Here is a 21,159-nt window from a genome sequence, read left to right on the forward strand (position 1 = left end):
TTATGCTAGTACTATCAAGAAGGTTTAATGAAGAAATTAAAATTGGCGGCAATATTACAATCAAGATTTTATCGATAACCGAAAATTCGGTTAAGATTGGAATTGACGCACCTAAAGAGGTTCAACTTTACCGTGGTGAAGTTTATGAAAAGGTAAAAGAATCTATAATTGATGCAGCCAAATCTGTTGCCGAAGTAAATTCGGATCTTGGCAAATTTAAAATTCAGAAGGTGAAAACTTAACATGGATTTCCGAAACGAAAGCATGTCAATATTAGTAATTGACGACTCCGACATTATTCGTACAACTCTCAGAAAGTTTTTGTCTGAATATGACCTTGAGGTTATTACATGTAACGATGGATTGGAAGGATTGCAAAAGGCAATTGAACATAATCCAAAACTTATAATGCTCGACCTCCTGATGCCAAATTTGGATGGAATTCGACTGTTGAGAGTACTAAAAGTAATGGAGCAATTAAAGCATATACCGGTAATTATTATAAGCGGTCATACCGATAAGTCCAATGTTATTGCCGCAATGGAAGCGGGAGCCGAAAAAATAATTTCTAAACCCCTCAGCAAAGAAGTCCTAATTAAAACTATTAATGAAGTATTGGGGCATAACTTTTTATCGGATGCTAAAAGATTGCTTCATTTATCGCCTGCTGAAAAAGATCAAATGAATAAAGAGCTTAAGCGATATTATGTAAATTCTCTGGTTTACAAAAAAGAAACTCTACGGCAATCCATTGAAAATAGAAATAAAGATCTTCTAAAGATGATTGTTCATGAATTAAAAGGATCCAGCGGAACTGTAGGGTTTAATCAAATAACTGATTTGTGCCGTGATCTCGAATCTGTAATTGCAGTTCCTCAATCAACCTGGGAAAGTATTATTAGCAAAAGTGATGAGCTGCTTAATAGTTTAATTGAAATCGAAGTAAGTTATTCTAAATAGAGGGAACAAAAATGTTTGTAATTATTGGAATTGCGGTAGTAACTATCGGTGTTATTGTTGGATATCTGGTAGCTGGAGGAAATCTTATACTGCTCATTCAGGTGTCTGAATTTATAACAATTGGTGCCGCGGCAATAGGGAGTTTGTTAATCGCATCCCCTTTATCCTTAATCAAATCAATGATTTCTTCAATTACCCATTCATTCAGCCATAAACCCCAAACAAAAGAAGATTACATCTCAATGCTCAAATCCTTTAGCGATCTATTTTTAATTGCCCAGAGAGAAGGATTACTTGCAATAGAAAAACATATTGAAGCTCCGGATAAAAGTGAGATTCTGAACAGAAGCAAAAATTTTATAAATAACGCCTACCGCAAAAATTTTTTCTGCGATACAATGAAGGTGATGTTAGCCGGGTCTGTGCCCCCTCATGAAATGGAAGGATTGATGGACGCGGAAATTGAAACTTATGAAAAAGAGAGAAAACCAATTTATGAAGGTATAGCACGTGTAGGCGACTCACTTCCAGGATTAGGTATAGTGGCTGCGGTATTGGGAATTATCGTAACTATGTCAAAGATAGGCGATGGAGCTGAAGCAGTTGGAGCTCACGTAGCTGCTGCCCTTGTTGGAACCTTTCTTGGTGTTTTATTGGCGTATGGATTTGTTAATCCTTTAGCGGCAAATATCGCTCACGGTATTGAAGAAGATGTACAGGACTTACATATTATTAAATCGTATGTGCTGGCTTATGCAAAAGGTAATCCTCCATTTGTTGCCGCTGAAATTGCGCGCCGTACAATTTTTAGTGATAGAAGACCAACTTTTAGTGAATTGGAAGGATCGCTCAGAGGTAAAAAATAATTATGGATAATGAATCTGCCCCAATTATAAAAAAGGTTAAAAAAGTACATGGCGGGCATCATGGAGGCGCTTGGAAAGTAGCTTATGCCGATTTTGTTACGGCAATGATGGCTCTATTTATTGTACTTTGGATTTTGGGTCAGAGCGAAGAAGTAAAACAGGCCGTGGCAGGTTATTTCAAAGATCCGGTTGGTTTTTCAGACAAGAGTAAAAGTTTAATTGATGGTAAATCCAACCACTCACCTCTTGAACTTGAGTTAAATCAAGATGAAATGAGGAAGGAAGCAGAGAGAAGAGAATTGGAACGAATGGCAGATAACTTAAAAGAAAATTTGGGCTCCGATACAGAACTGCTGGGGTTATCTGATCAAGTAAAAATTGAAATTGTTAAAGAGGGATTAAAAATTGAGTTAATTGATTCGGCTAGTGATGTGTTCTTTGATCTCGGAACATCAGAATTGAAAGTTGAAGGGAAAAGACTTCTCGAAAAAATTGGCGGTGAAATTGCGAAACTCGATAATAAAATTATAGTTGAAGGTCACACTGATTCGCGCCAATTTAATAATAAGGGAACCGGATATACTAATTTTGAGCTTAGTTCAGAAAGAGCTCTTGCGGCTAAAAGATCTTTAGTTACCGGCGGACTTCCCGAATCCCATATCAATGAAATACATGGTTACGCCGATACCAGGTTAAGAGATACCAATGATCCCTTTAGTTTTGTAAATAGAAGAATTTCTATTACCGTGAAATTTCAGCAATAGTAATTATGTTAAAAAAAATCATTATAGTAGAAGATGATGCCTTTCTTCAAGATTTTTACAAAGTATTTTTCAAAAAAATAGGCGGTGAAGTATTAATTCAGGAAAACGCCGATTTGATTCTTGCAGAAATAAGCAAAGGTGGTGTTGAGTTAGTTATAATGGATATCAACCTTAGAAATACTTATCTGAATAATCAGAGAATTGATGGAATTAAATTTTCCAGATATATAAAAGAAACATTCAGGCATATAAGGGTACCAATTCTTCTTATCACCGCTTACCCTATTTCCAGCTTCGGAGATAACTTGCTTGAGGATAGTTTGGCCGATGACTATCTTGTTAAACCGATTGTAGATTATAATAAATTAGTTGATAAAATAAATAAACTGGTGATTTCGAAAAATGAAAGATAAGGTACTAATAGTTGAAGATGAAAAGGATACAAGATTTATTCTTGAAAAACTTTTATCACGAAATAATTACGATGTAGCTTCTGCTGTAAATGGTGAAGAGGCAATTCAGGTATTAAAAACTTTTTCACCTAAAGTTATTGTTGCCGATTGGACTATGCCTGTGTTGGATGGACTAGCGCTCTGCAATATTTTAAAAGCCGATGAAAAATATAAATCTATTTACTTTATTATTCTTACTGCGCGTTCTTCCTTAAAAGATAGAATAATGGGACTTGATGTAGGCGCCGATGACTTTCTTGTTAAACCGGTTGAAAACCAGGAATTACTGGCAAGAATTAGATCTGGAATGAGAATTTTTAATCTTCAAAATGAATTAAGGAGCATTGAACATTCAAAAGCTGTGGTTGAGATGGCCTGCACAATTGGGCACAAGATTAATAACCCGCTGAGCAGTTTAATGCTTTCGGTTAAAAATATTGAAAATGAGTTGAGTGAACCTGAAAAAGCAAAACTTAAGGAAGATCTCCAATCGGTAAATGAATCGTTAGATCGAATAAAAAAATTCGCAAATGAACTAATTACATTAGAAAATCCGCAAATAATAAATTATACCTCAGAAAAAAGGATGATTAAAACAGATTGAGGTAAAGTAATTGCCAAATTCTACGATAATAAATCGGAGAATAAGGCATGTTAGAAAAAATTGTAAATATTAATGCGGGTTCAGATTATAAAAACTCTACTAAACCCAGTAAATATTCTGTTGCTGGGCGTTATTTAACTGATTATCAAACCCATTCAAATGATTCGGTGACGATTTCGCCGGCATCCTCATTCATAGCCAAAATTCATTGGCGCCTTAAACAAGTAAAAAAAGATGTTAATAAAGTTGAAATAATATTCGATTTCGACAATTTTGAATTTCACACTATAATATCACCTTCCGAATTAATCCAGAGTCCCCACTTCAATTATCATATTAAAAAAAATCTCGAAGGATTGATGACAAAAGGAGAGCTTAATTTAACAGTTTCATCTGCTGTAGATAATATTTCTCACGAGTTTGAAATCAAGGATAAACTTTCGATCCTAAACAGTTTTGTTGAAGAAACATTAATGATTAGTGGAGATAAATACTTATTGAATGAGTCCGATTATAGTGTTAATACCATTTTTTACGCTTTAGTAAATGGACTTAAACCGGAGTTTGAATATCTAAATAACTGCTTGATTATATTTTTTGAAAAGCTGATGTCGACAAAAATAACTGTTCCAAATAATACTGCTGTGCATGGCAACACCCTGGTCCTAAAAAATTATGTAATTAAGAATATCTGATATGTCATTTTCAAACGATAATAAAAATATTGCCGAGAATCTGGATATTGATTTCGCAAGTTATACCGAACTGCCAAATAATAATCCTCTTGTAATTGTTGATTACAATATGCGCATCGACTATTGCAATGATTCATTCAAAACAAATTTTGGTCTTGGAATATCTGATTCTATAAACGATATGAAATCCAACCCGGAACTAATTTATCTGATTCAAGGCCTGAGTGCGAGCAAATATAAAAATATTACTGTTGATATAAATCTTTCATCTGAAGTTGATGAAGCAATTAAAAGTTATTCTATTACTCTTGAGCGGGTATTGGTTAAGGGTAATCAATACTTTATGCTGATAATTGAATCGCTAGAGCAGCGAAAAAAACTTGAGAATAGAGTAAATGCTCTTCATAATGCTTTAGATCATGGCAAACTCCCGATAATCATTCTCGATCATCAATTCCGAATATCATATGCTACAACTGCATTTGAATATTTGTTATCAAAAGAAATTGAAACAATATACCACCAGCCGATTGATTCAGTATTAAAAGGAGTACTTGATAGTGAAGATTTGATAAAGTTTTGTGAGGCGCTTCAAAAATCAGAAAGCTGGAAAAGAGTAATTGCCATTAATGGAAGCAGGCAATTATCTTTTTGGGAGTTTACTCTGAGTTCTGTCTCACTTCAAAAAGATAAAGAGCCAAGATTCATTTTAACCGCAAGTAATTTAACTGAACACATTAATCAAACAAAAACTATTGAACGCTCGGAACGCAAACAGAAACAGATTATTAACAATATCTCTGATTTATTGCTAATCATTGAAAAGCACGATGAGAAAATATTATTCGAAAACGCAAATGATAATTTTTGCAACTTTTTTGGGATAGATAAAAATCTAAGTCATTTGGTAAAACTAAGTGAAGTTATAAATGAAGATTTGGATAGTTTAATAATTCAGTCAATCAATCAAATCACATATCAGAACCGCAACTCTGCCACATTTACTTTTTTACACGAGAATGAACGACACTTCTCATGCAAGGTTACTCATATCAACGAGAAAATTTCTACGATTTTTATTATAACAATGACCGATAAAACTGATGAAATTAACTACCAGGAACAGTTAAAAAAGGCATATCAAAAAGAGATGATGGTTAATAAAATGAAGTCAGATTTTCTTGCTAATATGTCGCATGAAATTAGAACTCCATTCAACGCAATTATAGGATATTCCGAGATTATAGATGAAAGTGTAGCTGAAAATGATATAAAGATGGTAAAAGAGATTATGGATTCGATGAAAGAGGTATTGGGACGTGCACTAAATCTGTTTACTAATATTGTGGAAGTATCACAAATTGAAGCTGGCGAGGTTGAACTTGAAAATGTTGAGCTCAACTGCAACCAGGTGGTTCGAAGTGTTTACAATAAAAATTATGAAGAGGTGATCAAAAAAAATCTTGAATTTAAACTTGATCTTGACGAAAGCGAATGCATTGTTGAGATTGACTGGATAAAATTAGAAAAGGTGCTGAACTCATTAATTGACAATGCCACAAAGTATACCCCTACCGGGACAATATATATTGGGACAAAAAATCAAAAAGACAAAATAGAAATTATAGTTGCTGATAGTGGAGTTGGTATTGAGCAATCTCAAATAGATAGAGTGCTAAAGCCATTTTCACAAGAAGTTGAAGGCTATACAAGACCATATGAGGGAGCCGGACTCGGACTAACTATAGCTTACAGACTTACCAAACTTATGAATGGGGACTTCGATATAATTAGTGAAAAGAATTTAGGAACAAAGGTTATATTATCTTTCCCACATGCATATTTAACTAGTTATTCTGGAGTTAAATAATGCATGAAGTAATGGAAAAATATTCCAATGCTATTACTAGCGAGATGATGCAGAGTAATATGCTTAAACTGGCCAAGGAGCATTTCGGCATTGCTGTCAGAAGTGAATATGATTCTATTAATAGTATAAAAGAAAGTATTCGGTTTTTTGGATTAGACCTACCTCAGGATATTAAAGAAATATTTATTCCATTTGCGGAAGCCCCCATATTCTGGATTTATGAATCAACGATTCTAACTCAAATTGAAGATTTCCTAAAATTTAATATGGTGCGTGGTTCATTCAATGAAATTCACAGGTCAGTAAAGGAAAATTATTCGCGCTGGGTTACTACAAAGCTCAAAAGTGAAAAAGATTATTATGCTACAACCACTATTAATTTTATTGAAAGGGATATTAACAAGCACAACTTTTTTAAACTAATTTTGAAGGGAATCATATTTACTTATCAATCAACTTTCTACAGCCCATTAAAGGCGCAGGAGCAATTTAATTTAGCACTTGAAATAGTTGATACAATAAGAATTAGTGAAGTTATCAAAAACGAGATAAAATATATAATTCAATTGTACATTGGTTTTAATTACCTAAAAGAGCAAAACTATGAATTAGCCAACGAATCGTTTAAAAACGCTTTAGATATTAAGCCGCACGGAAGCACCGCAAAATTTTATCATGCGTTAACGGAGATCAATTTAGGACATGAAGAATCGACCTATTATTTATTACGGGAGATTTTCAGTCAGGATCTCAATCATTTAAATCTTGCATTAAAAACTAATAATGCCGGTATGTTCAGTTATTTTTATAGAAATGCAATATTCTATAACGTATTTATGGAAAGAGAATTCTACAAGGCATATTCTATTATAAGTCAGATTTTGGAAGAATTTAAAATACATGATCCGAAGACTCTCATAGACTGCAAAGAAGCGATAGATAAATTAAAACACAAAAAATTTACCGATTTTCAAACCGAAGAGATTAAGAAATCAATTTCCTTTTTAGAAAAAACAGTTCAAACTTACTCTGGAGCTGAAAACACCCTGCTCTTTTCCATATTTATTGAATTCAAAGCTAAGCTGCATTTAATTATTGAAAACTTGATTGCAGTGATCAAGCAAAATTATTATTCTGAAGTAAGTGACAAATTAAGGGGGTACGATAAAAGAATAGCTGAGAATTTGGATGCTGAAAAAAGACTTATTACAGAATTGGAAAACTATAAAGTAAGGTCGAAAGAGCAACTGAATGAATCTCTTAAAATAATTCAGGAGAATTATGATCAGGAGATTATAGTGCTTGAAAATAGAATTGAGGATCTCCCTAATGTCGATCGATTTAATCCACGAGCGAGTATGTCGAGCAATATGATGGTTAATACCATAATCGCATTTATTGTGTTTTTTATTGGAGGGGTTGCCGGATATTCAAATAAGATGGTACATGAGGTTTCTGAATTTAATTCCATATTTACTTTTGTTCTACTATCCGGTTCAAAATGGGGAATCATCAGTTTTATTATCGGGTTATTTATCTCTATGATTATTTCGGGAATAGTGGTGCTTGACCGGTTCGATGAGAAACAGAAAATTTTGAAAAGAATAAATTATATAAAGCTTGAGAGAGAAAGAGCTTTAAAGGAACATAAAGAAGCTAGCGCTCATAAAGATAAAATTATGACTGATAATTTTAATAATAGTATAGCCCTTCATAAACATAATGTAGCCGATTTAACACATCAAAGAAGTCAGATAGAAAAAAATCTGATTCAGGAAGCTGATGCCTCCATGAAACCCATAATAGATGAATTAACAAACCTCACCAAGGATAATGGCTAATAGTAGCCAGAAATTCAAATAAAATGATTGCCCAACAATAGATTACCTGAGTATAAAATTCTAATAGATTTTTCGCTTTTAACAATCCTCCTCTAGTTATCTCAAAAATATTTGAGATGGCTATTATTAGCCAACTAAACAAAGTTAATTTTTGAAAATTGTATTAATAGGAAAAAAAGCTTATTTAATAATAAAAAAGAAGGAATTGAATCAATTGTTTGTGGCATAAAATTGTATGTATATAACTCAAAAATTTTCAGAACAGGATAAATTTATGATTTTGGGATACGCAACAGGCGTTTTTGATTTATTCCATATTGGGCATTTGAACTTATTAAAGAATGCAAAAGCAATATTCGATAAACTAATAGTAGGTGTCACAACTGATGAATTGATGCTAAAATACAAAAATAAGAAAACAGTAATTCCCTTTAGTGAAAGATTTGAAATTGTTAGAAATATAAAATTTGTCGATGCGGTAATACCTCAAGAATCAATGAATAAATTTGAAGTATGGCAAAAACTGAAATTTGATGTAATGTTTGTTGGAGATGATTGGTTCCATACCGAAAAATGGGCGGAATATGAAAAACAGTTTGCTGAGGTTGGTGTTAGAATAATTTACTTCCCATATACAAAAGGCACATCTTCTACTCTCATAAATAAAATTTTGATAGAGGAACGGGACCGAATCGAAATATCACAACATATCTATCCGGAGAGGGCAAATGTATAATACATTTTGTCTAAGCTCTTTTCTTGCTTTTCGTTATGTTGTCAAAGATGGAATTAGTTGGAAAGATGGTGTCTCTCCGGTTTTGCCAAAACTAGGCAAAAAAGACCAGACTGGCGTTTCTTCTGCTGATGAAATAGTGAACCATTTTAAGAATCAATTAAGCATTAATAAAAATACCGGGATATTACTAAGTGCGGGAATTGATTCCGCCATTCTCGCCTCTTTTTTGCCTGCTGGTACTAAAGCTTATACTATTAGATTTATTGCTGAAGGATCAATTGATGAAACTGAGGGAGCTCGTGTCTTTGCTGATAAATTGAACTTATCCCACAAAGTCGTTAAAGTTTATTGGGAAGATTATTTAGAGTTTTCTGATAATCTAATGAAATGGAAAATGTCCCCTCTACACGCTATTGAAGTGGCATTATATAAAGCCGCATTAGCTGCAAAACAAGATGGTATTGATCAGCTGATAGTTGGAAATGGAGCAGATAGTACATTTGGGGGGATGGACAAATTGCTCTCCCAAAATTGGACTTATGAAGAATTTAAAAAACGTTATACTTTTGTAGAGCCTTCCGAAGTATTGAAAAATTTTGAAGATTTGGACGAAGTTTATAGACCATATAAAAAAGATGACGGTATAGAAGTATCAGCTTTCTTAAAAACAGTTCATGGAATTGGAATTGTCCAAACATTTAACAATGCAATTGAATCTGCTGGATGTAAAGTTTTGGCCCCCTATGAATCTTTATTCCTTAATGCATCTCTGGACATTGATAGAATTAGGCGCGGTGAATCTAAATACATATTACGAAAAGTTTTTGAGAGTAGGTTTCCAGCTTTTTCCATTCCAGAAAAAATTCCATTCGCAAGACCAATGGATCAATGGTTGTCACATTGGAAGGGACCAAGCCGTAAAGAATTTATATCTAACCTTGATATAAACAAATACACTGGTGAGCAAAAATGGATCATCTACTGTCTCGAAAGATTTTTGAACCTATTTGAAAGCCCTAAATGAATGTAGCCATCACTAAAACAACATCATTATACCCAGTTGAAGAACCTTTTAACCCAGACACTAGGTATCCGGAATATAGATTTGAGGAAATATCCAATAATCCTAATGAAGTTTATGCTGCTGTTAGGGAAAATTTTTATTTACTTGGTTATGATAAAGAAAACTTTGGAAAACCGAAATGGAACCCTTTAGGAAATTTAATTAAACCTGGTGATACAGTTTTTGTAAAGCCAAACTTTGTTGATCATAAACACCGTTTTACTGATGAAATATGGACGGTTATCACTCATCCCTCTGTCATAAGAGCAGTGTGTGATTATGTGTTTATCGCACTAGAAGGAAAAGGAAAAATTCTTATTGGAGACAATCCCCATGCAGATGCCAAATTTAATATCATTAAAGAGATATGCCATTTAGATGAACTTTCAAATCTTTATAGTAAGAATAAATTGATCTGTGAAATTGTTGACTTAAGATATTGGCATGTTCCTAATTTAAAATACTATGGTTTTAAAGAAGGCCGCGTTGGTTTACCTGGTGATCCGCTCAAAGCTAGTAAATTAATTGTTGGGAGGGAATCTCTCCTCTCAAATCGATCAACAATTCTATTTAGAGGGACTTACACCGACAGGCTTGAAACAATAAAACAACACTTATTCAATAAACACACTTATGTTGTTTCCAATTCAATTTTAAGCACCGACGTTTACATCTCAATTCCGAAACTAAAATCACACGCAAAAGTCGGTGCAACATTAAATATAAAGGGATTGATTGGAACGATCGCAGATAAAAACGCTCTAGTTCATTGGTGCATTGGTTACCCGCTCCTTGGTGGAGACGAATATCCATCTCCGCAAAAAGTTAGAGACTATTTTAAGTTATATTGGCAGCATTTACTTCTTGATTTACTTCCCAGCAGAGTTTATTTCTTTCTCAGAAACTTTTTTAATAATAATTGGATTGGAAAAGTTTACAATAGAATAATTGATACCGATTACCAAAAAGAAAAAATGCTGCGCGGTGCTTGGGAAGGTAATGATACAACATGGCGAATGACTGTTGATGTTTTTAATGCAATTATTAAAGATTGCACAGGATTCAGAGGAAAGAAAGGATGGCAATTAAGAACATTCTCGGTAGTTGATGGAATAGTAGGAGGTGACACTGATGGTCCACATTTCCCAGACAAAGTTGAACCGAAAGTTATCGTCTCGGGAGAAGACTTTATTGCTGTAGATGCGGTTTGCATACGATTGATGGATTTTAATATCGATATTGTAAAATATCTGAAACATCTGTTGCAACAATATAGAATTTTATTAAGTGAAATCTCGATCAGGTCGAACCAATTTGCGGCACAAAACTTTTTTGATAAGGATAAAAGCTATCTGAGATTTAAGCCTCCTTATAGGTGGCCAAGTTTGAGTTTGAAAAATATTAAACCGGGAAAGTCGTTTCTTTCTGCAAAATAAATCATAAGCATGATTATTATTCTAATTAATGTAGAAGGATGTTATTGAATATAGTAAACAAAGAATTATTACAAATGAGGCTAATAAAATGGGTGAACCCATAAATCATAATCTAAAAATTGCATTGTATGCTACAGTTCCATTTCAGCTTAGAGTCTTAGAGCCAATAGCAAAAGGATTTGAAGCTAAACTTATTAGTTTCGATGCCGAAGAAATTAAAGTATGGAATCCGGATATAATTGTCGTTACCGCCGAACATGAAATTTCACTTTTCAGAACCTACTGCGATGAAACAAAATGCGCTTTAGTAGCGTTGCGTCATGGAGCTGGATTTAAATATGTTAAACCTCCACAAGAATATGCTCAAGCAGATTATATCTGTGGAAGTGAATGGGATCAAAAGGATTTTGAACGTGGCGGGATAAGACCCCGTAAAAAGTTTTTACTCACAGGAAATGCTTGGGTTGATGGAGTTTTTAATGTGCCAAATAGAAAGCCCAATACTAATTCCCCCACATTCTTGTTTGCTCCAACATGGAATCCCGACACAAGTGCTGCAAAATTTTTTAAAGGAAAATTGATACCATTAATTAGAAGAGTATTTCCTGAATCCAAAATTGTACTTCGCCCTCATCCCAACATATTAACATACAATCACAAGTACCTTATGAAATTTGCCGATTTATATAAAAGCTGGATTAATGATTGGCAGCAAGCTATAGCTTATGGTAATGTAGAGTTTATTGATGATCCCCAAATAGCTCTTCCCACTTTATTTGATAAAACTGACGTTATGATTAGCGATGCCTCAACTGCAATTTTCGAGTTTATGGCACTTAGTCGGCCTATTCTTCTGTATACAAGTACATCCAAGCCAGATATAGATAATTATGATCCGGAAGCAATGGGAAACAAATTAAGAAATGTTGGTAAAGAGTTTTCAAATGAAGATGAATTTGTTGAGTCACTAATTTCTTTGTTTGATGACCATGAAAAGTTATTCTTGAAAAATCAAATACATTATTCAAACGAGATATTCGGCAAATATAAAGATGGTAAGTCAACCGGTCGAGTTATCGATGTAATTAATAATCTAGAAGAGAGAAATAATATGAAGAAAGAAAAACCGGTGTTGAAAATTACTAAAGCACATGGCGATGGATCGGTTTTAATGGATATTGGTAATGAGTCGGAATTTGCAAAGGCAATAAATGAACTGTTTCAAAAAATAAGACCCCAAAAAATTATTGAAACTGGAACTCATCTAGGAACAGGAACAACTACTATTATTGCTAACAGTTTAAAGGCGCTTGGTTTAACCGACGCAATTATTCATACTATAGAAGTAAACCCAGATTACTGCTCTCATGCTTTCAATTACTTTGTAGATAGCGGTTTGATTAAGCAAGTATATCTAAATTCTGGTTTGTCTGTTCCCCGCTCAATACTTCCAACTCTTGAAGAGATTAAGAACTCAACTATTGATAATATTGAATATCAAGGAATTTATATTGATCACTATGAGCAAGAACGAGCTGACCTCTATTACAAGGAAACTGATTTTAACGATACTCCTGATGATTTGTTGGGCAAGTGTTTAAAGGAATTTGATTACAAACCCGACTTCGTTCTACTTGATAGCGCTGGGCACATGGGTTTCATCGAGTTTCAATATTTAATTAATCAGATCGAAAGTGAATGCTACATTGCATTGGATGATGTATATCATATTAAGCATCACAAAAGTTTTCTATCAATGCAATCAGATTCAAGATTCGAATTGATTGTTTCATCGAAAGAAAAATTTGGATTCTGTATAGCTAAGTTCACTCCTAAACAGTTAAAAAAGAAGAAACAAGTTGTTAAAGAAAATGTTTTTCTTTCTAAACAAATAAAACCATTGCCTAACAATATTGTTGCAATAGGTCTTGTTGAGCATATTGGTGATATTATCGCTTGCGAGCCAGTCTCACGTTATGTTCGCAACATTTTCCCTGATGCCTATATTGTTTGGATTACCAAGCCAAGTTATAAAGATTTAATCGAATCTAATCCCCACATAAACGAAGCCTATACTGTCAGTTGTTTAACGGAATGGATTTTCTTGAAGAATAGCGGTCTCTTTCAAGAGGTGATTGATCTTCATATTCAAAATAGAGTATGTCCAACATGTGATGTACCTTTAGAAAAAGTGGAAGGTAGAGTAGATATCACACTTGAAAACTATTACAATCATGGTAATCTACTCTCTGCATTTTGCCAGAATGCCGGATTACCGATACTGACTGATGCCCCCCAAGTCTATATCAGAGATTTTGAAAGGAAGGGCGTTGACTTAATAGGGCTTCCAAAGGAGTTTATCGTTTTTCATTGTCTATCAAATGAATATACTCGCGACTGGAAGGATGAAAATTGGATTGAGCTTGCTCATAAGATTAAGAATAAATGGAATTTGCAAATTGTTGAAGTAGGTCATCGTTCAGTTTTATCAAAGGATAAGACGTTGTACACAATTAATCTTTGTGGAAGACTTTCTATACTTCAAACTGCAGAAGTAGTCAACCGAGCTAAAGTGTTTATCGGTATTGATAGCGCGATTGCTCACGCGGCTAATGCGGTTAATACTTATGGAATTATTTTATTAGGCGAATATCGGGCCTTCAAAAAATATACGCCGTATAGTGGTAATTATGGAGTTGGAATAAATTCTGAACTTGTATATGCCGTACATGGTCCGGCATCTGAAATTCCAGTTATTAAAGTTCTATTTGCCGTTGAAAAAGCACTACAAATTGTATCGTTACAAAAAGAGAAAAAAAAGGAACCGGAATTTTTTACGACTCAATATGAGCGCAATACACATAAAGATTTGGTGAAAGATTTTCTTAAACAGAATCCTTTCCGATTGATATCCCTATATCTACCACAATTTCATCCATTCCCAGAAAATGATAGCTGGTGGGGAAAAGGATTTACCGAATGGACAAATGTAAGTAAAGCTAAACCACTCTTCCCCGGGCATTATCAACCACATCTTCCATCTGATCTTGGTTTTTACGATTTACGATTAGATGAATCTAGAATAGCACAAGCTGAATTAGCAAAGCAATATGGTCTTGAAGGATTTTGCTATTACCATTACTGGTTCAATGGAAGAAGACTTTTAGAAAGACCTTTTAATGAAGTATTGAAATCGGGAAAGCCGGACTTACCATTTTGTTTGGCCTGGGCAAATGAGAATTGGACAAAGCGATGGGATGGCAGAGAGGCTGAAATGCTGCAAGAGCAAGTCTATGGAGGTGAGGAAGATGCAATCAATCATTTCAAATGGCTTTATCCGGCATTTATTGATAAACGCTATATAAGAATTGATAACAAACCGATATTCATGATTTACAGGCCCTCAGCGATTCCTGACTTAAATAAAGTAATAGAAATCTGGCGTGAACTAGCAAAACGTTCTGGAGTTGGTGCTATTTATTTAGTTGCTATGAGAACTGGATTTGAAAAGTATCCAAACAATTATTGGTTAAGTCAAGGATTCGATGCCGAACTGGTTTTCCAACCTGGTACGGGAGATATTAATAAATTTAATAAATGGCAGTCAATTCAAAGTTTGGGTGGAGTTGAATTTGCCAATACTCAAGCAATTGTAATCGATTATGAAAAAGCATGGCCAATTATGGCATCGGAAGTTACTAAAGAAGATCCCGGATTTGCATGTGTTGTGCCTTCGTGGGATAATACTGCACGTAGAGCAAAAATTGGTGCATGGATACTTCACAACTCTACACCACAAGAATATCAAAAGTGGTTAATGCATGAAATGAGCCGGGTACTTGAAAGAGATAGTGATAAACGAGTTGTTTTCATAAATGCGTGGAATGAATGGGCTGAAGGAAACCATCTTGAGCCTGATATGAAACATGGGCATGGCTATTTAGAAGCTACCAGTTTGGCTGTAACCAATACTCTAGCGAACCTGGCTAAGACAGCAATTTCAAAGGGCGATTTAGAAACTGCCGAAAGTTATTGCAATATGGCATTATTTAAATATTCTTCCATCGAGGCAAAAAGTCATCACAGCTTTATTGAAAATTCTGTATCAAATCAAACTGGTCATAAAGAAAATCGCTTCTGCTTCGATAAGAATTTATCAGAGATACATTTGCTACTCGGAATCGTAAATTCTGTAAGAGAAGAAAAAAACCGGGCACTCTTTCATTATGAACAAGCTATTGCCTTTAATAGAGGCAATGTGCTAGCAAGTGTTTGTTATGCAGACCTTTGTGACGAAGTTAATCTGAACGATAATGTGACAAATACTTATCAAAATCTGTTTTTACATGAAGATCATACAAAAATACTAATGACACTTGGACGACTGCTTGATTTAGTCGGAAATAAAAATGCAATTCTATTCATAAAGTCTGCTATAGAAAAAGGTATACAAGACTCTGATATTGACCATCTTTCTGAACATGAACTTAAGCTGCTGCAATTCGGTGGTTTGCCTCATTTCGGCAGTTCGGTTAATAGTGCAATTAATGTTTTCAAGGGTGTATCATTCTTTCATCAAGCAAACATTAATTTGAATAAAAGTAATTATGCAGAAGCAAAGAAATGTTTTATTGAAGCAATGAAGCTATTGCCAAATCATACAACCTCACTTGCTGGGTATGCAATTGCATTAAAACAACTTGGTGAATCCGATGCTGCTATAGAAACAATGATAAAAGCTATCTCATTAGAGCCCACTAACAATCAGCTCATAAAAATTCTTGCTGATCTGCACTCAGAGTTGGGGAATTATAAGGAAGCAATTCATATATACAGACAGTTACTGACATTCGAACCAGACAATACCGATTTGTTAATGTCTGTTGCTAAACTTCAAGTAACATTAGGCGATTATAATTCAGCAGAAAAGCTTATTAGGCATGTGTTGGAAATTGAACCTAAGAATCAATTAGCCCTGGAACTAAAAATAGTTTTGTCGGAAAAAAACTATTCCGCTAAAAAAGTTTAATCATAAAAAATATTTGTGCAATGCTTGTTTATAAAACATCAAAATGGATATCAGTATGAAAAAAGGTAAAGCTCCAAAAACAGCTGAAGTAAAAAATGCGGATGTGGTATCTCAAGAAAATAATTACGAAAAAATTGCTTGTCCATATTGTTTAAGTATTAGAGCTGATGTTTATAGAAAAGCATCTGATATTGTTAAGTGCTCAAATTGTGGTACTGTATATTTAAGGACACGCCTGAAGCAAGAGGCCATGGAATTGTTATATCAATCTTACAATACAGACGCTCCACAAATGTTTCTACCTAAAGACCAAAACGAAATTAAAAATAGTATGTTGAGGAGAGATTACTGGATTAAAGAAATACTTCAGTACACTAAAGCAGAGGGTAATATACTGGATATTGGTTGTGGCTGGGGAGCATTCCTTGATAACGCCCGAACTTATGGGTTCTCTCCTCGTGGAATTGAAATAACAAAGAAGGGCGCGGATTTTGCAAAAACTAAACTAAACATTAATGCAACAAGCGATCAATTTTTAGATACTCCACTCGAAAAAAAATCATTTAAAGTAATAACTCTGAATCACGTTTTGGAACATTTGCCTGAACCCAAAATGGCGATGGAGAAAATTTATGATTTGTTGATTCCGGGCGGACTGTTTTGTGGAATTGTTCCCAATGTTGAATCGCTTTGTTCATTTTTTATGGGTGATGCATGGGAATGGCTCGATCCATTCTATCATTATGTCCATTATTCACCAACTACAGTCAGAAAGCATTTAGAAAATGCCGGATTTGTGATTGAGAAAATATATACTGCTTCGGGAGATTACAATCGGGCTGAACTTGCGAATGTATTGAAGACACATTACCGCCCCTCTCATCATGGAATGATTCCAGAAATAATCAAAAAAATTGAGATGAATGGACAAGGAGAGGAAATTAGGTTTATAGCCAGGAAGCCTGCAGAAAAAGAAATAAAAATAAATGAATCAAATGATTATTCTATTGTAAAATCGAGAAATAAAAATCATGCTGCTTATACAGCCTCAATAATAATTCCGGTTTATAATAAAGTTGAGTATACTCAAAAATGTTTGGAAACTATCTATTCAATTAAAAATGGAATTGATGATTTTGAAGTGCTGGTTGTAAATAATGCGTCGAGTGATGAAACAGCCAAGTTTCTTGAACTAGCCTGTTCAGAATATCATGATCTAAAAGTTGTGAATAATTCGATTAACAAACGATTTGCCGGTGCGTGCAATACTGGTGCCCTTAATGCAGAAGCTGAATTTTTAGTTTTTTTGAATAATGATACTGTCCCGGAAGAAAATTGGCTCTTATATGGAATTAATAGATTAAAGATAGATCATACTGTTGGAATTGTTGGATCAAAATTACTTTACCCAGATAGAACCATTCAACATTGCGGTGTTGAGTATTTGTTGAATGTTCATCATGAATATCCGATTTGGCCAGTACACCGCTTTCTTGGGTTGAAAGAGGATGATCCACTTGTTAATCAAGGTGGATTTGTTGAATCTGTTACTGGTGCATGCTTGTTTATACCAAATAGATTATTCAAGGAAATAGAAGGATTTGATGAAGGTTACTCAATGTATTTCGAGGATCTTGACTTATGCTTTAAATCGATGAAAGCAGAAAAGAAAATCTTTTACGAACCCAACTCAGTCGTTATTCACTTTGAAGGTAAATCTACCCCTGATGAAGCGTTGCGTTACAAACTGAGTACTAATGCTGCTAAAAGATTTTATGAAAAATGGCAACTAGAAATTACATCACTTACAGAATTTAAGAAACAACAGGATGTTTCCGTTGAATATGATTACCCTCTTAGTTATGCACAAACATTTGAGACTAATAAACGTACTATTAATTTTTTAGTCGAATCTTCAAGATATAATGAAGCAAACGACCTATTAAATGAATTAAAGAAATTTATTCCATCTGATCCGGTGATTCTTGATTATGAAGAACGATTTAAAATATTAAACTCTAGTAAAGAAGAGAGATCATTAAGTTCAATTAATGATATTTATGATAGTAAGCTAAAGCATACTCAAGTATCAATTCTAACACTTACGTACAATGCACTTGAATATACCAAGGAGTTTATCTCCTCGCTACTACAACACTCTACCTTAGATTATGAGTTGATAGTAATCGATAATAATAGTTCAGATGAAACAGTTAACTATCTTAAATCTATTGAAAAGAATTATGAAAATATTAGAGTAATTCTGAATAAAGAAAACATCGGCTTTCCAGCGGCAATAAACCAAGGACTATTAGAATGTAATGGAAAATATATCATCATTGTGAATAACGATATTGTAGTTACTAAGAGATGGCTGGAGAGCTTGATAGAAGTGGCCGAATCTGATCCGAAAATCGGATTGGTCGGTCCAATCAGCAACGAAGTAAGCGGGCTGCAAAAAGATGAGAATGCCAAGTACAAATCAATTGAAGAAATGCATAAGTATGCGGCGAATGTGACAAAAACGAATAAGGGGGAAATATTAAATTTCCCGCGCATAGCATTTTTATGCACCCTGATTAAAAAAGAAGTGATTGAAAAAATTGGCGGACTCGATGAACGTTTTACACCAGGTAATTATGAGGATGATGATTTTTGTCTTCGTGCTCAATTAGCCGGATTTAAGACCGTTATAGCAAAGGATGTTTTTATTCATCATTACGGTTCAAAGAGTTTTAAGGCAGAAGGTATTAAAAAATATGCAGACCAACTTGAAATAAACAAACAAAAATTCATCGGGAAATGGGGTGTGACTCCTGATGAATTGTGGATTCAACGAAAGGAGATTAAACCTCATCAATATTATTATCCAATTAATAAAAATAAATTTGATGAGCATTTTGAACGTGCTAAAATATTACTGGCAGATCAAGAATTAGATTTGGCATGTGAATCGATACAAAAAGCTTTGGAAAACTTTAATGAGGTGGAGAATAGAAAAAACCAAATTGAGTTGAATGATTTATTGGATCTAGCTGGTAACCTTGCTTTAGCAAATGGTGATATTGAATTAGCTCAAAAATATTTTGAAGAGGAATTGAATATCCAACCAAATTCATCAACCGCCTGTGCCGGACTCGGAGAAGTATTTGCAGTACAAGGTTTATTTGAGAATGCTAAAACCATGTTCGAGTGGGCAATTAAAAATGATCCCAATAATCAAACGGCAATTGATTCACTCGCATTAACAAATAAAGAGCTGGGATTTGAACCAATTCACAATTCATTGGAAGAAGAGACAGCATGACAAAATTGTCAGTTTGCATGATAGTTAAGGATGAGGAAAAGTATCTTCCTGAAAGTCTCGAGTCGGTTAAGACAATCGGCGAAGAAATTATTGTGGTTGATACCGGCTCCACTGATAATTCAGTTGGAATTGCAAAAATGTATGGTGCTCACGTTTACCCATTTCAATGGACCAATGATTTTTCTGCCGCAAGAAATTTTGCTATTTCAAAATGCTCTGGTGATTTTATACTCTTCCTTGATGCTGATGAAAAAGTTACTTCAGCCTCATGCAATGAAATTACTTCTCATATTCAGATAAAGCAAAAAACAGCTTTTTATTGCGACGTTTACAAAAATGATTATAAGATAGGCAGAAAATTCATTAAGAGAACGCCACGATTAGTGGCTAATAATGAGGCAATAAAATTTGTTGGCAAGGTGAATGAGCAAATTGAAACATCACTTCATGAGAATGGGTATTCGATTATTCCATCGCGAATCCAGATTAAACATTTTGGTTATGAAGCTGCTGATGAGAAAATAAAAAAGCGAATCAATCGTTACTTCCCAATTCTGCTTGAGGAATATGAACTGCACAAATCTCCGAGTCTTGCGTTTAGTATTGCTGTTGCGTGCGAAACTATTAAAGATGAAACGCTTGCTACTCATTATTTTAAAATTGTTGCCGATTCGACCAAACTGGATAGAACTTTACGGGGATATGCGTACACTGCGCTTGCTTTCTATTCTCATCAGGAAAGAATTGTACAAGAAGCTGAAAAAAACATAAATTTTTCATTAAAGCTGTGTGAGAGACAACCTTTTGGGCATCTTCTATCATCCAGGATATCATTAAGAAAAAATGAATTTAATTTAGCCGAAGAAAAGTGCAAGAGGGCTTATATATTAAATCAAGATTTTTTGACACGAAGTCAAGAATTTCAGTTCGCTGTTACAGTCTACCAGGAAGAACTACTTTACTTTGGAATAACTCTTTCACTAAAAAACCGAAATACCCCTAATTATCAGTTCTATCAAAAAGAATTAATAATGCATTATAAAAGTATAGATGAGAGAGATAATCAAAATAGATCCGATGTAATCAAAAAAATATTTTTAAATATTCCGATCAATGATGATGAAGTTCAAGTTTTGATTAAAATGATAAATAAAAACAGTTTAAGTTTTTTTATTTATATGCTTGGAGGTTATCCTAATAAAAAACAATTAATAATGATACTTCAAAGTATTCTCACGCAATTTCCGAACAGTCTAGAAGCCCAAAAATTACTCGCTAAGATACTTGATGAACATGGAAGAGTAGATGACGCCGTTAGAGTAATGGAGAGAATAATTGAAGTTGACCAAAGTGATGTAACAATTTTCTTTTACTTAATTTCATATTATTTGAAGCAAGGGCAGGAAAGTAAAATAAAACCTGTTATTGAGAAAATAGAAAAGAATTTTTCGCATCTCCCAGATGTAATGTCACGAGTAAGAACTCTTCGCAGAAAGCTTCTCACATTTACTACAGTTCCCCTTTAATTATATGAGG

The 21,159-nt window shown here is 34.1% G+C and carries 15 protein-coding genes; all 15 read left to right on the forward strand.

Annotation, left to right across the window (positions count from 1 at the left end):
• Positions 1 to 2 precede the first annotated feature (2 nt).
• Entirely contained in the window at positions 3 to 242 is a 240-nt protein-coding gene (csrA, locus tag KF816_01730) for a carbon storage regulator CsrA (GenBank protein ID MBX3006725.1), read from the forward strand.
• 1 nt (position 243) lies between these two features.
• On the forward strand, positions 244 to 960 hold the full coding sequence (locus tag KF816_01735; GenBank protein MBX3006726.1) for a response regulator: 717 nt from the start codon (positions 244 to 246) through the stop codon (positions 958 to 960).
• An 11-nt stretch (positions 961 to 971) separates the two neighbouring features.
• Positions 972 to 1,826, forward strand: a complete 855-nt coding sequence (gene motA, locus KF816_01740) for a flagellar motor stator protein MotA (GenBank protein MBX3006727.1) — start codon at positions 972 to 974, stop codon at positions 1,824 to 1,826.
• Entirely contained in the window at positions 1,823 to 2,590 is a 768-nt protein-coding gene (locus KF816_01745; GenBank protein ID MBX3006728.1) for an OmpA family protein, read from the forward strand. Before motA ends, KF816_01745 begins: the two co-directional genes overlap by 4 nt.
• Positions 2,591 to 2,595: 5 nt before the next feature.
• Positions 2,596 to 3,003: a response regulator gene (locus KF816_01750; GenBank protein MBX3006729.1), complete on the forward strand. Its 408-nt coding sequence runs from the start codon at positions 2,596 to 2,598 to the stop codon at positions 3,001 to 3,003.
• Positions 2,993 to 3,646, forward strand: coding sequence for a response regulator (locus tag KF816_01755; GenBank protein ID MBX3006730.1), 654 nt, complete (start codon positions 2,993 to 2,995; stop codon positions 3,644 to 3,646). The genes KF816_01750 and KF816_01755 overlap by 11 nt, the downstream gene beginning before the upstream one ends.
• A gap of 47 nt (positions 3,647 to 3,693) precedes the next feature.
• Complete coding sequence (locus KF816_01760; protein MBX3006731.1) at positions 3,694 to 4,341, forward strand: hypothetical protein; 648 nt, start codon at positions 3,694 to 3,696, stop codon at positions 4,339 to 4,341.
• Between the two features lies 1 nt (position 4,342).
• A complete protein-coding gene (locus KF816_01765; GenBank protein MBX3006732.1) occupies positions 4,343 to 6,211 on the forward strand; it encodes a PAS domain-containing protein in 1,869 nt (622 codons plus the stop codon).
• Positions 6,211 to 8,052, forward strand: a complete 1,842-nt coding sequence (locus KF816_01770) for a hypothetical protein (GenBank protein ID MBX3006733.1) — start codon at positions 6,211 to 6,213, stop codon at positions 8,050 to 8,052. Before KF816_01765 ends, KF816_01770 begins: the two co-directional genes overlap by 1 nt.
• Before the next feature lie 274 nt (positions 8,053 to 8,326).
• The gene (locus KF816_01775; GenBank protein ID MBX3006734.1) at positions 8,327 to 8,788 is read left to right on the forward strand and encodes an adenylyltransferase/cytidyltransferase family protein; all 462 of its coding nucleotides are present in this window, start codon (positions 8,327 to 8,329) and stop codon (positions 8,786 to 8,788) included.
• Entirely contained in the window at positions 8,781 to 9,812 is a 1,032-nt protein-coding gene (locus KF816_01780) for an asparagine synthase (protein ID MBX3006735.1), read from the forward strand. The genes KF816_01775 and KF816_01780 overlap by 8 nt, the downstream gene beginning before the upstream one ends.
• Positions 9,809 to 11,287, forward strand: a complete 1,479-nt coding sequence (locus KF816_01785) for a DUF362 domain-containing protein (GenBank protein ID MBX3006736.1) — start codon at positions 9,809 to 9,811, stop codon at positions 11,285 to 11,287. Before KF816_01780 ends, KF816_01785 begins: the two co-directional genes overlap by 4 nt.
• A gap of 88 nt (positions 11,288 to 11,375) precedes the next feature.
• Positions 11,376 to 16,316: a glycoside hydrolase family 99-like domain-containing protein gene (locus KF816_01790; protein MBX3006737.1), complete on the forward strand. Its 4,941-nt coding sequence runs from the start codon at positions 11,376 to 11,378 to the stop codon at positions 16,314 to 16,316.
• A gap of 55 nt (positions 16,317 to 16,371) precedes the next feature.
• Complete coding sequence (locus tag KF816_01795; GenBank protein ID MBX3006738.1) at positions 16,372 to 19,623, forward strand: glycosyltransferase; 3,252 nt, start codon at positions 16,372 to 16,374, stop codon at positions 19,621 to 19,623.
• A complete protein-coding gene (locus tag KF816_01800) occupies positions 19,620 to 21,149 on the forward strand; it encodes a glycosyltransferase (protein ID MBX3006739.1) in 1,530 nt (509 codons plus the stop codon). The genes KF816_01795 and KF816_01800 overlap by 4 nt, the downstream gene beginning before the upstream one ends.
• Positions 21,150 to 21,159: the final 10 nt, after the last annotated feature.

It is taken from the genome of Melioribacteraceae bacterium (assembly GCA_019638015.1).
In the GTDB taxonomy this organism is placed as follows: domain Bacteria; phylum Bacteroidota; class Ignavibacteria; order Ignavibacteriales; family Melioribacteraceae; genus JAHBUP01.

Coding starts and splice junctions, on each gene's coding strand:
- csrA (MBX3006725.1), top strand. CDS start 3: ATGCTAGTACTATCAAGAAGGTTTAATGAAGAAATTAAAATTGGCGGC.
- KF816_01735 (MBX3006726.1), top strand. CDS start 244: ATGGATTTCCGAAACGAAAGCATGTCAATATTAGTAATTGACGACTCC.
- motA (MBX3006727.1), top strand. CDS start 972: ATGTTTGTAATTATTGGAATTGCGGTAGTAACTATCGGTGTTATTGTT.
- KF816_01750 (MBX3006729.1), top strand. CDS start 2,596: ATGTTAAAAAAAATCATTATAGTAGAAGATGATGCCTTTCTTCAAGAT.
- KF816_01755 (MBX3006730.1), top strand. CDS start 2,993: ATGAAAGATAAGGTACTAATAGTTGAAGATGAAAAGGATACAAGATTT.
- KF816_01760 (MBX3006731.1), top strand. CDS start 3,694: ATGTTAGAAAAAATTGTAAATATTAATGCGGGTTCAGATTATAAAAAC.
- KF816_01765 (MBX3006732.1), top strand. CDS start 4,343: ATGTCATTTTCAAACGATAATAAAAATATTGCCGAGAATCTGGATATT.
- KF816_01770 (MBX3006733.1), top strand. CDS start 6,211: ATGCATGAAGTAATGGAAAAATATTCCAATGCTATTACTAGCGAGATG.
- KF816_01775 (MBX3006734.1), top strand. CDS start 8,327: ATGATTTTGGGATACGCAACAGGCGTTTTTGATTTATTCCATATTGGG.
- KF816_01780 (MBX3006735.1), top strand. CDS start 8,781: ATGTATAATACATTTTGTCTAAGCTCTTTTCTTGCTTTTCGTTATGTT.
- KF816_01785 (MBX3006736.1), top strand. CDS start 9,809: ATGAATGTAGCCATCACTAAAACAACATCATTATACCCAGTTGAAGAA.
- KF816_01790 (MBX3006737.1), top strand. CDS start 11,376: ATGGGTGAACCCATAAATCATAATCTAAAAATTGCATTGTATGCTACA.
- KF816_01795 (MBX3006738.1), top strand. CDS start 16,372: ATGAAAAAAGGTAAAGCTCCAAAAACAGCTGAAGTAAAAAATGCGGAT.
- KF816_01800 (MBX3006739.1), top strand. CDS start 19,620: ATGACAAAATTGTCAGTTTGCATGATAGTTAAGGATGAGGAAAAGTAT.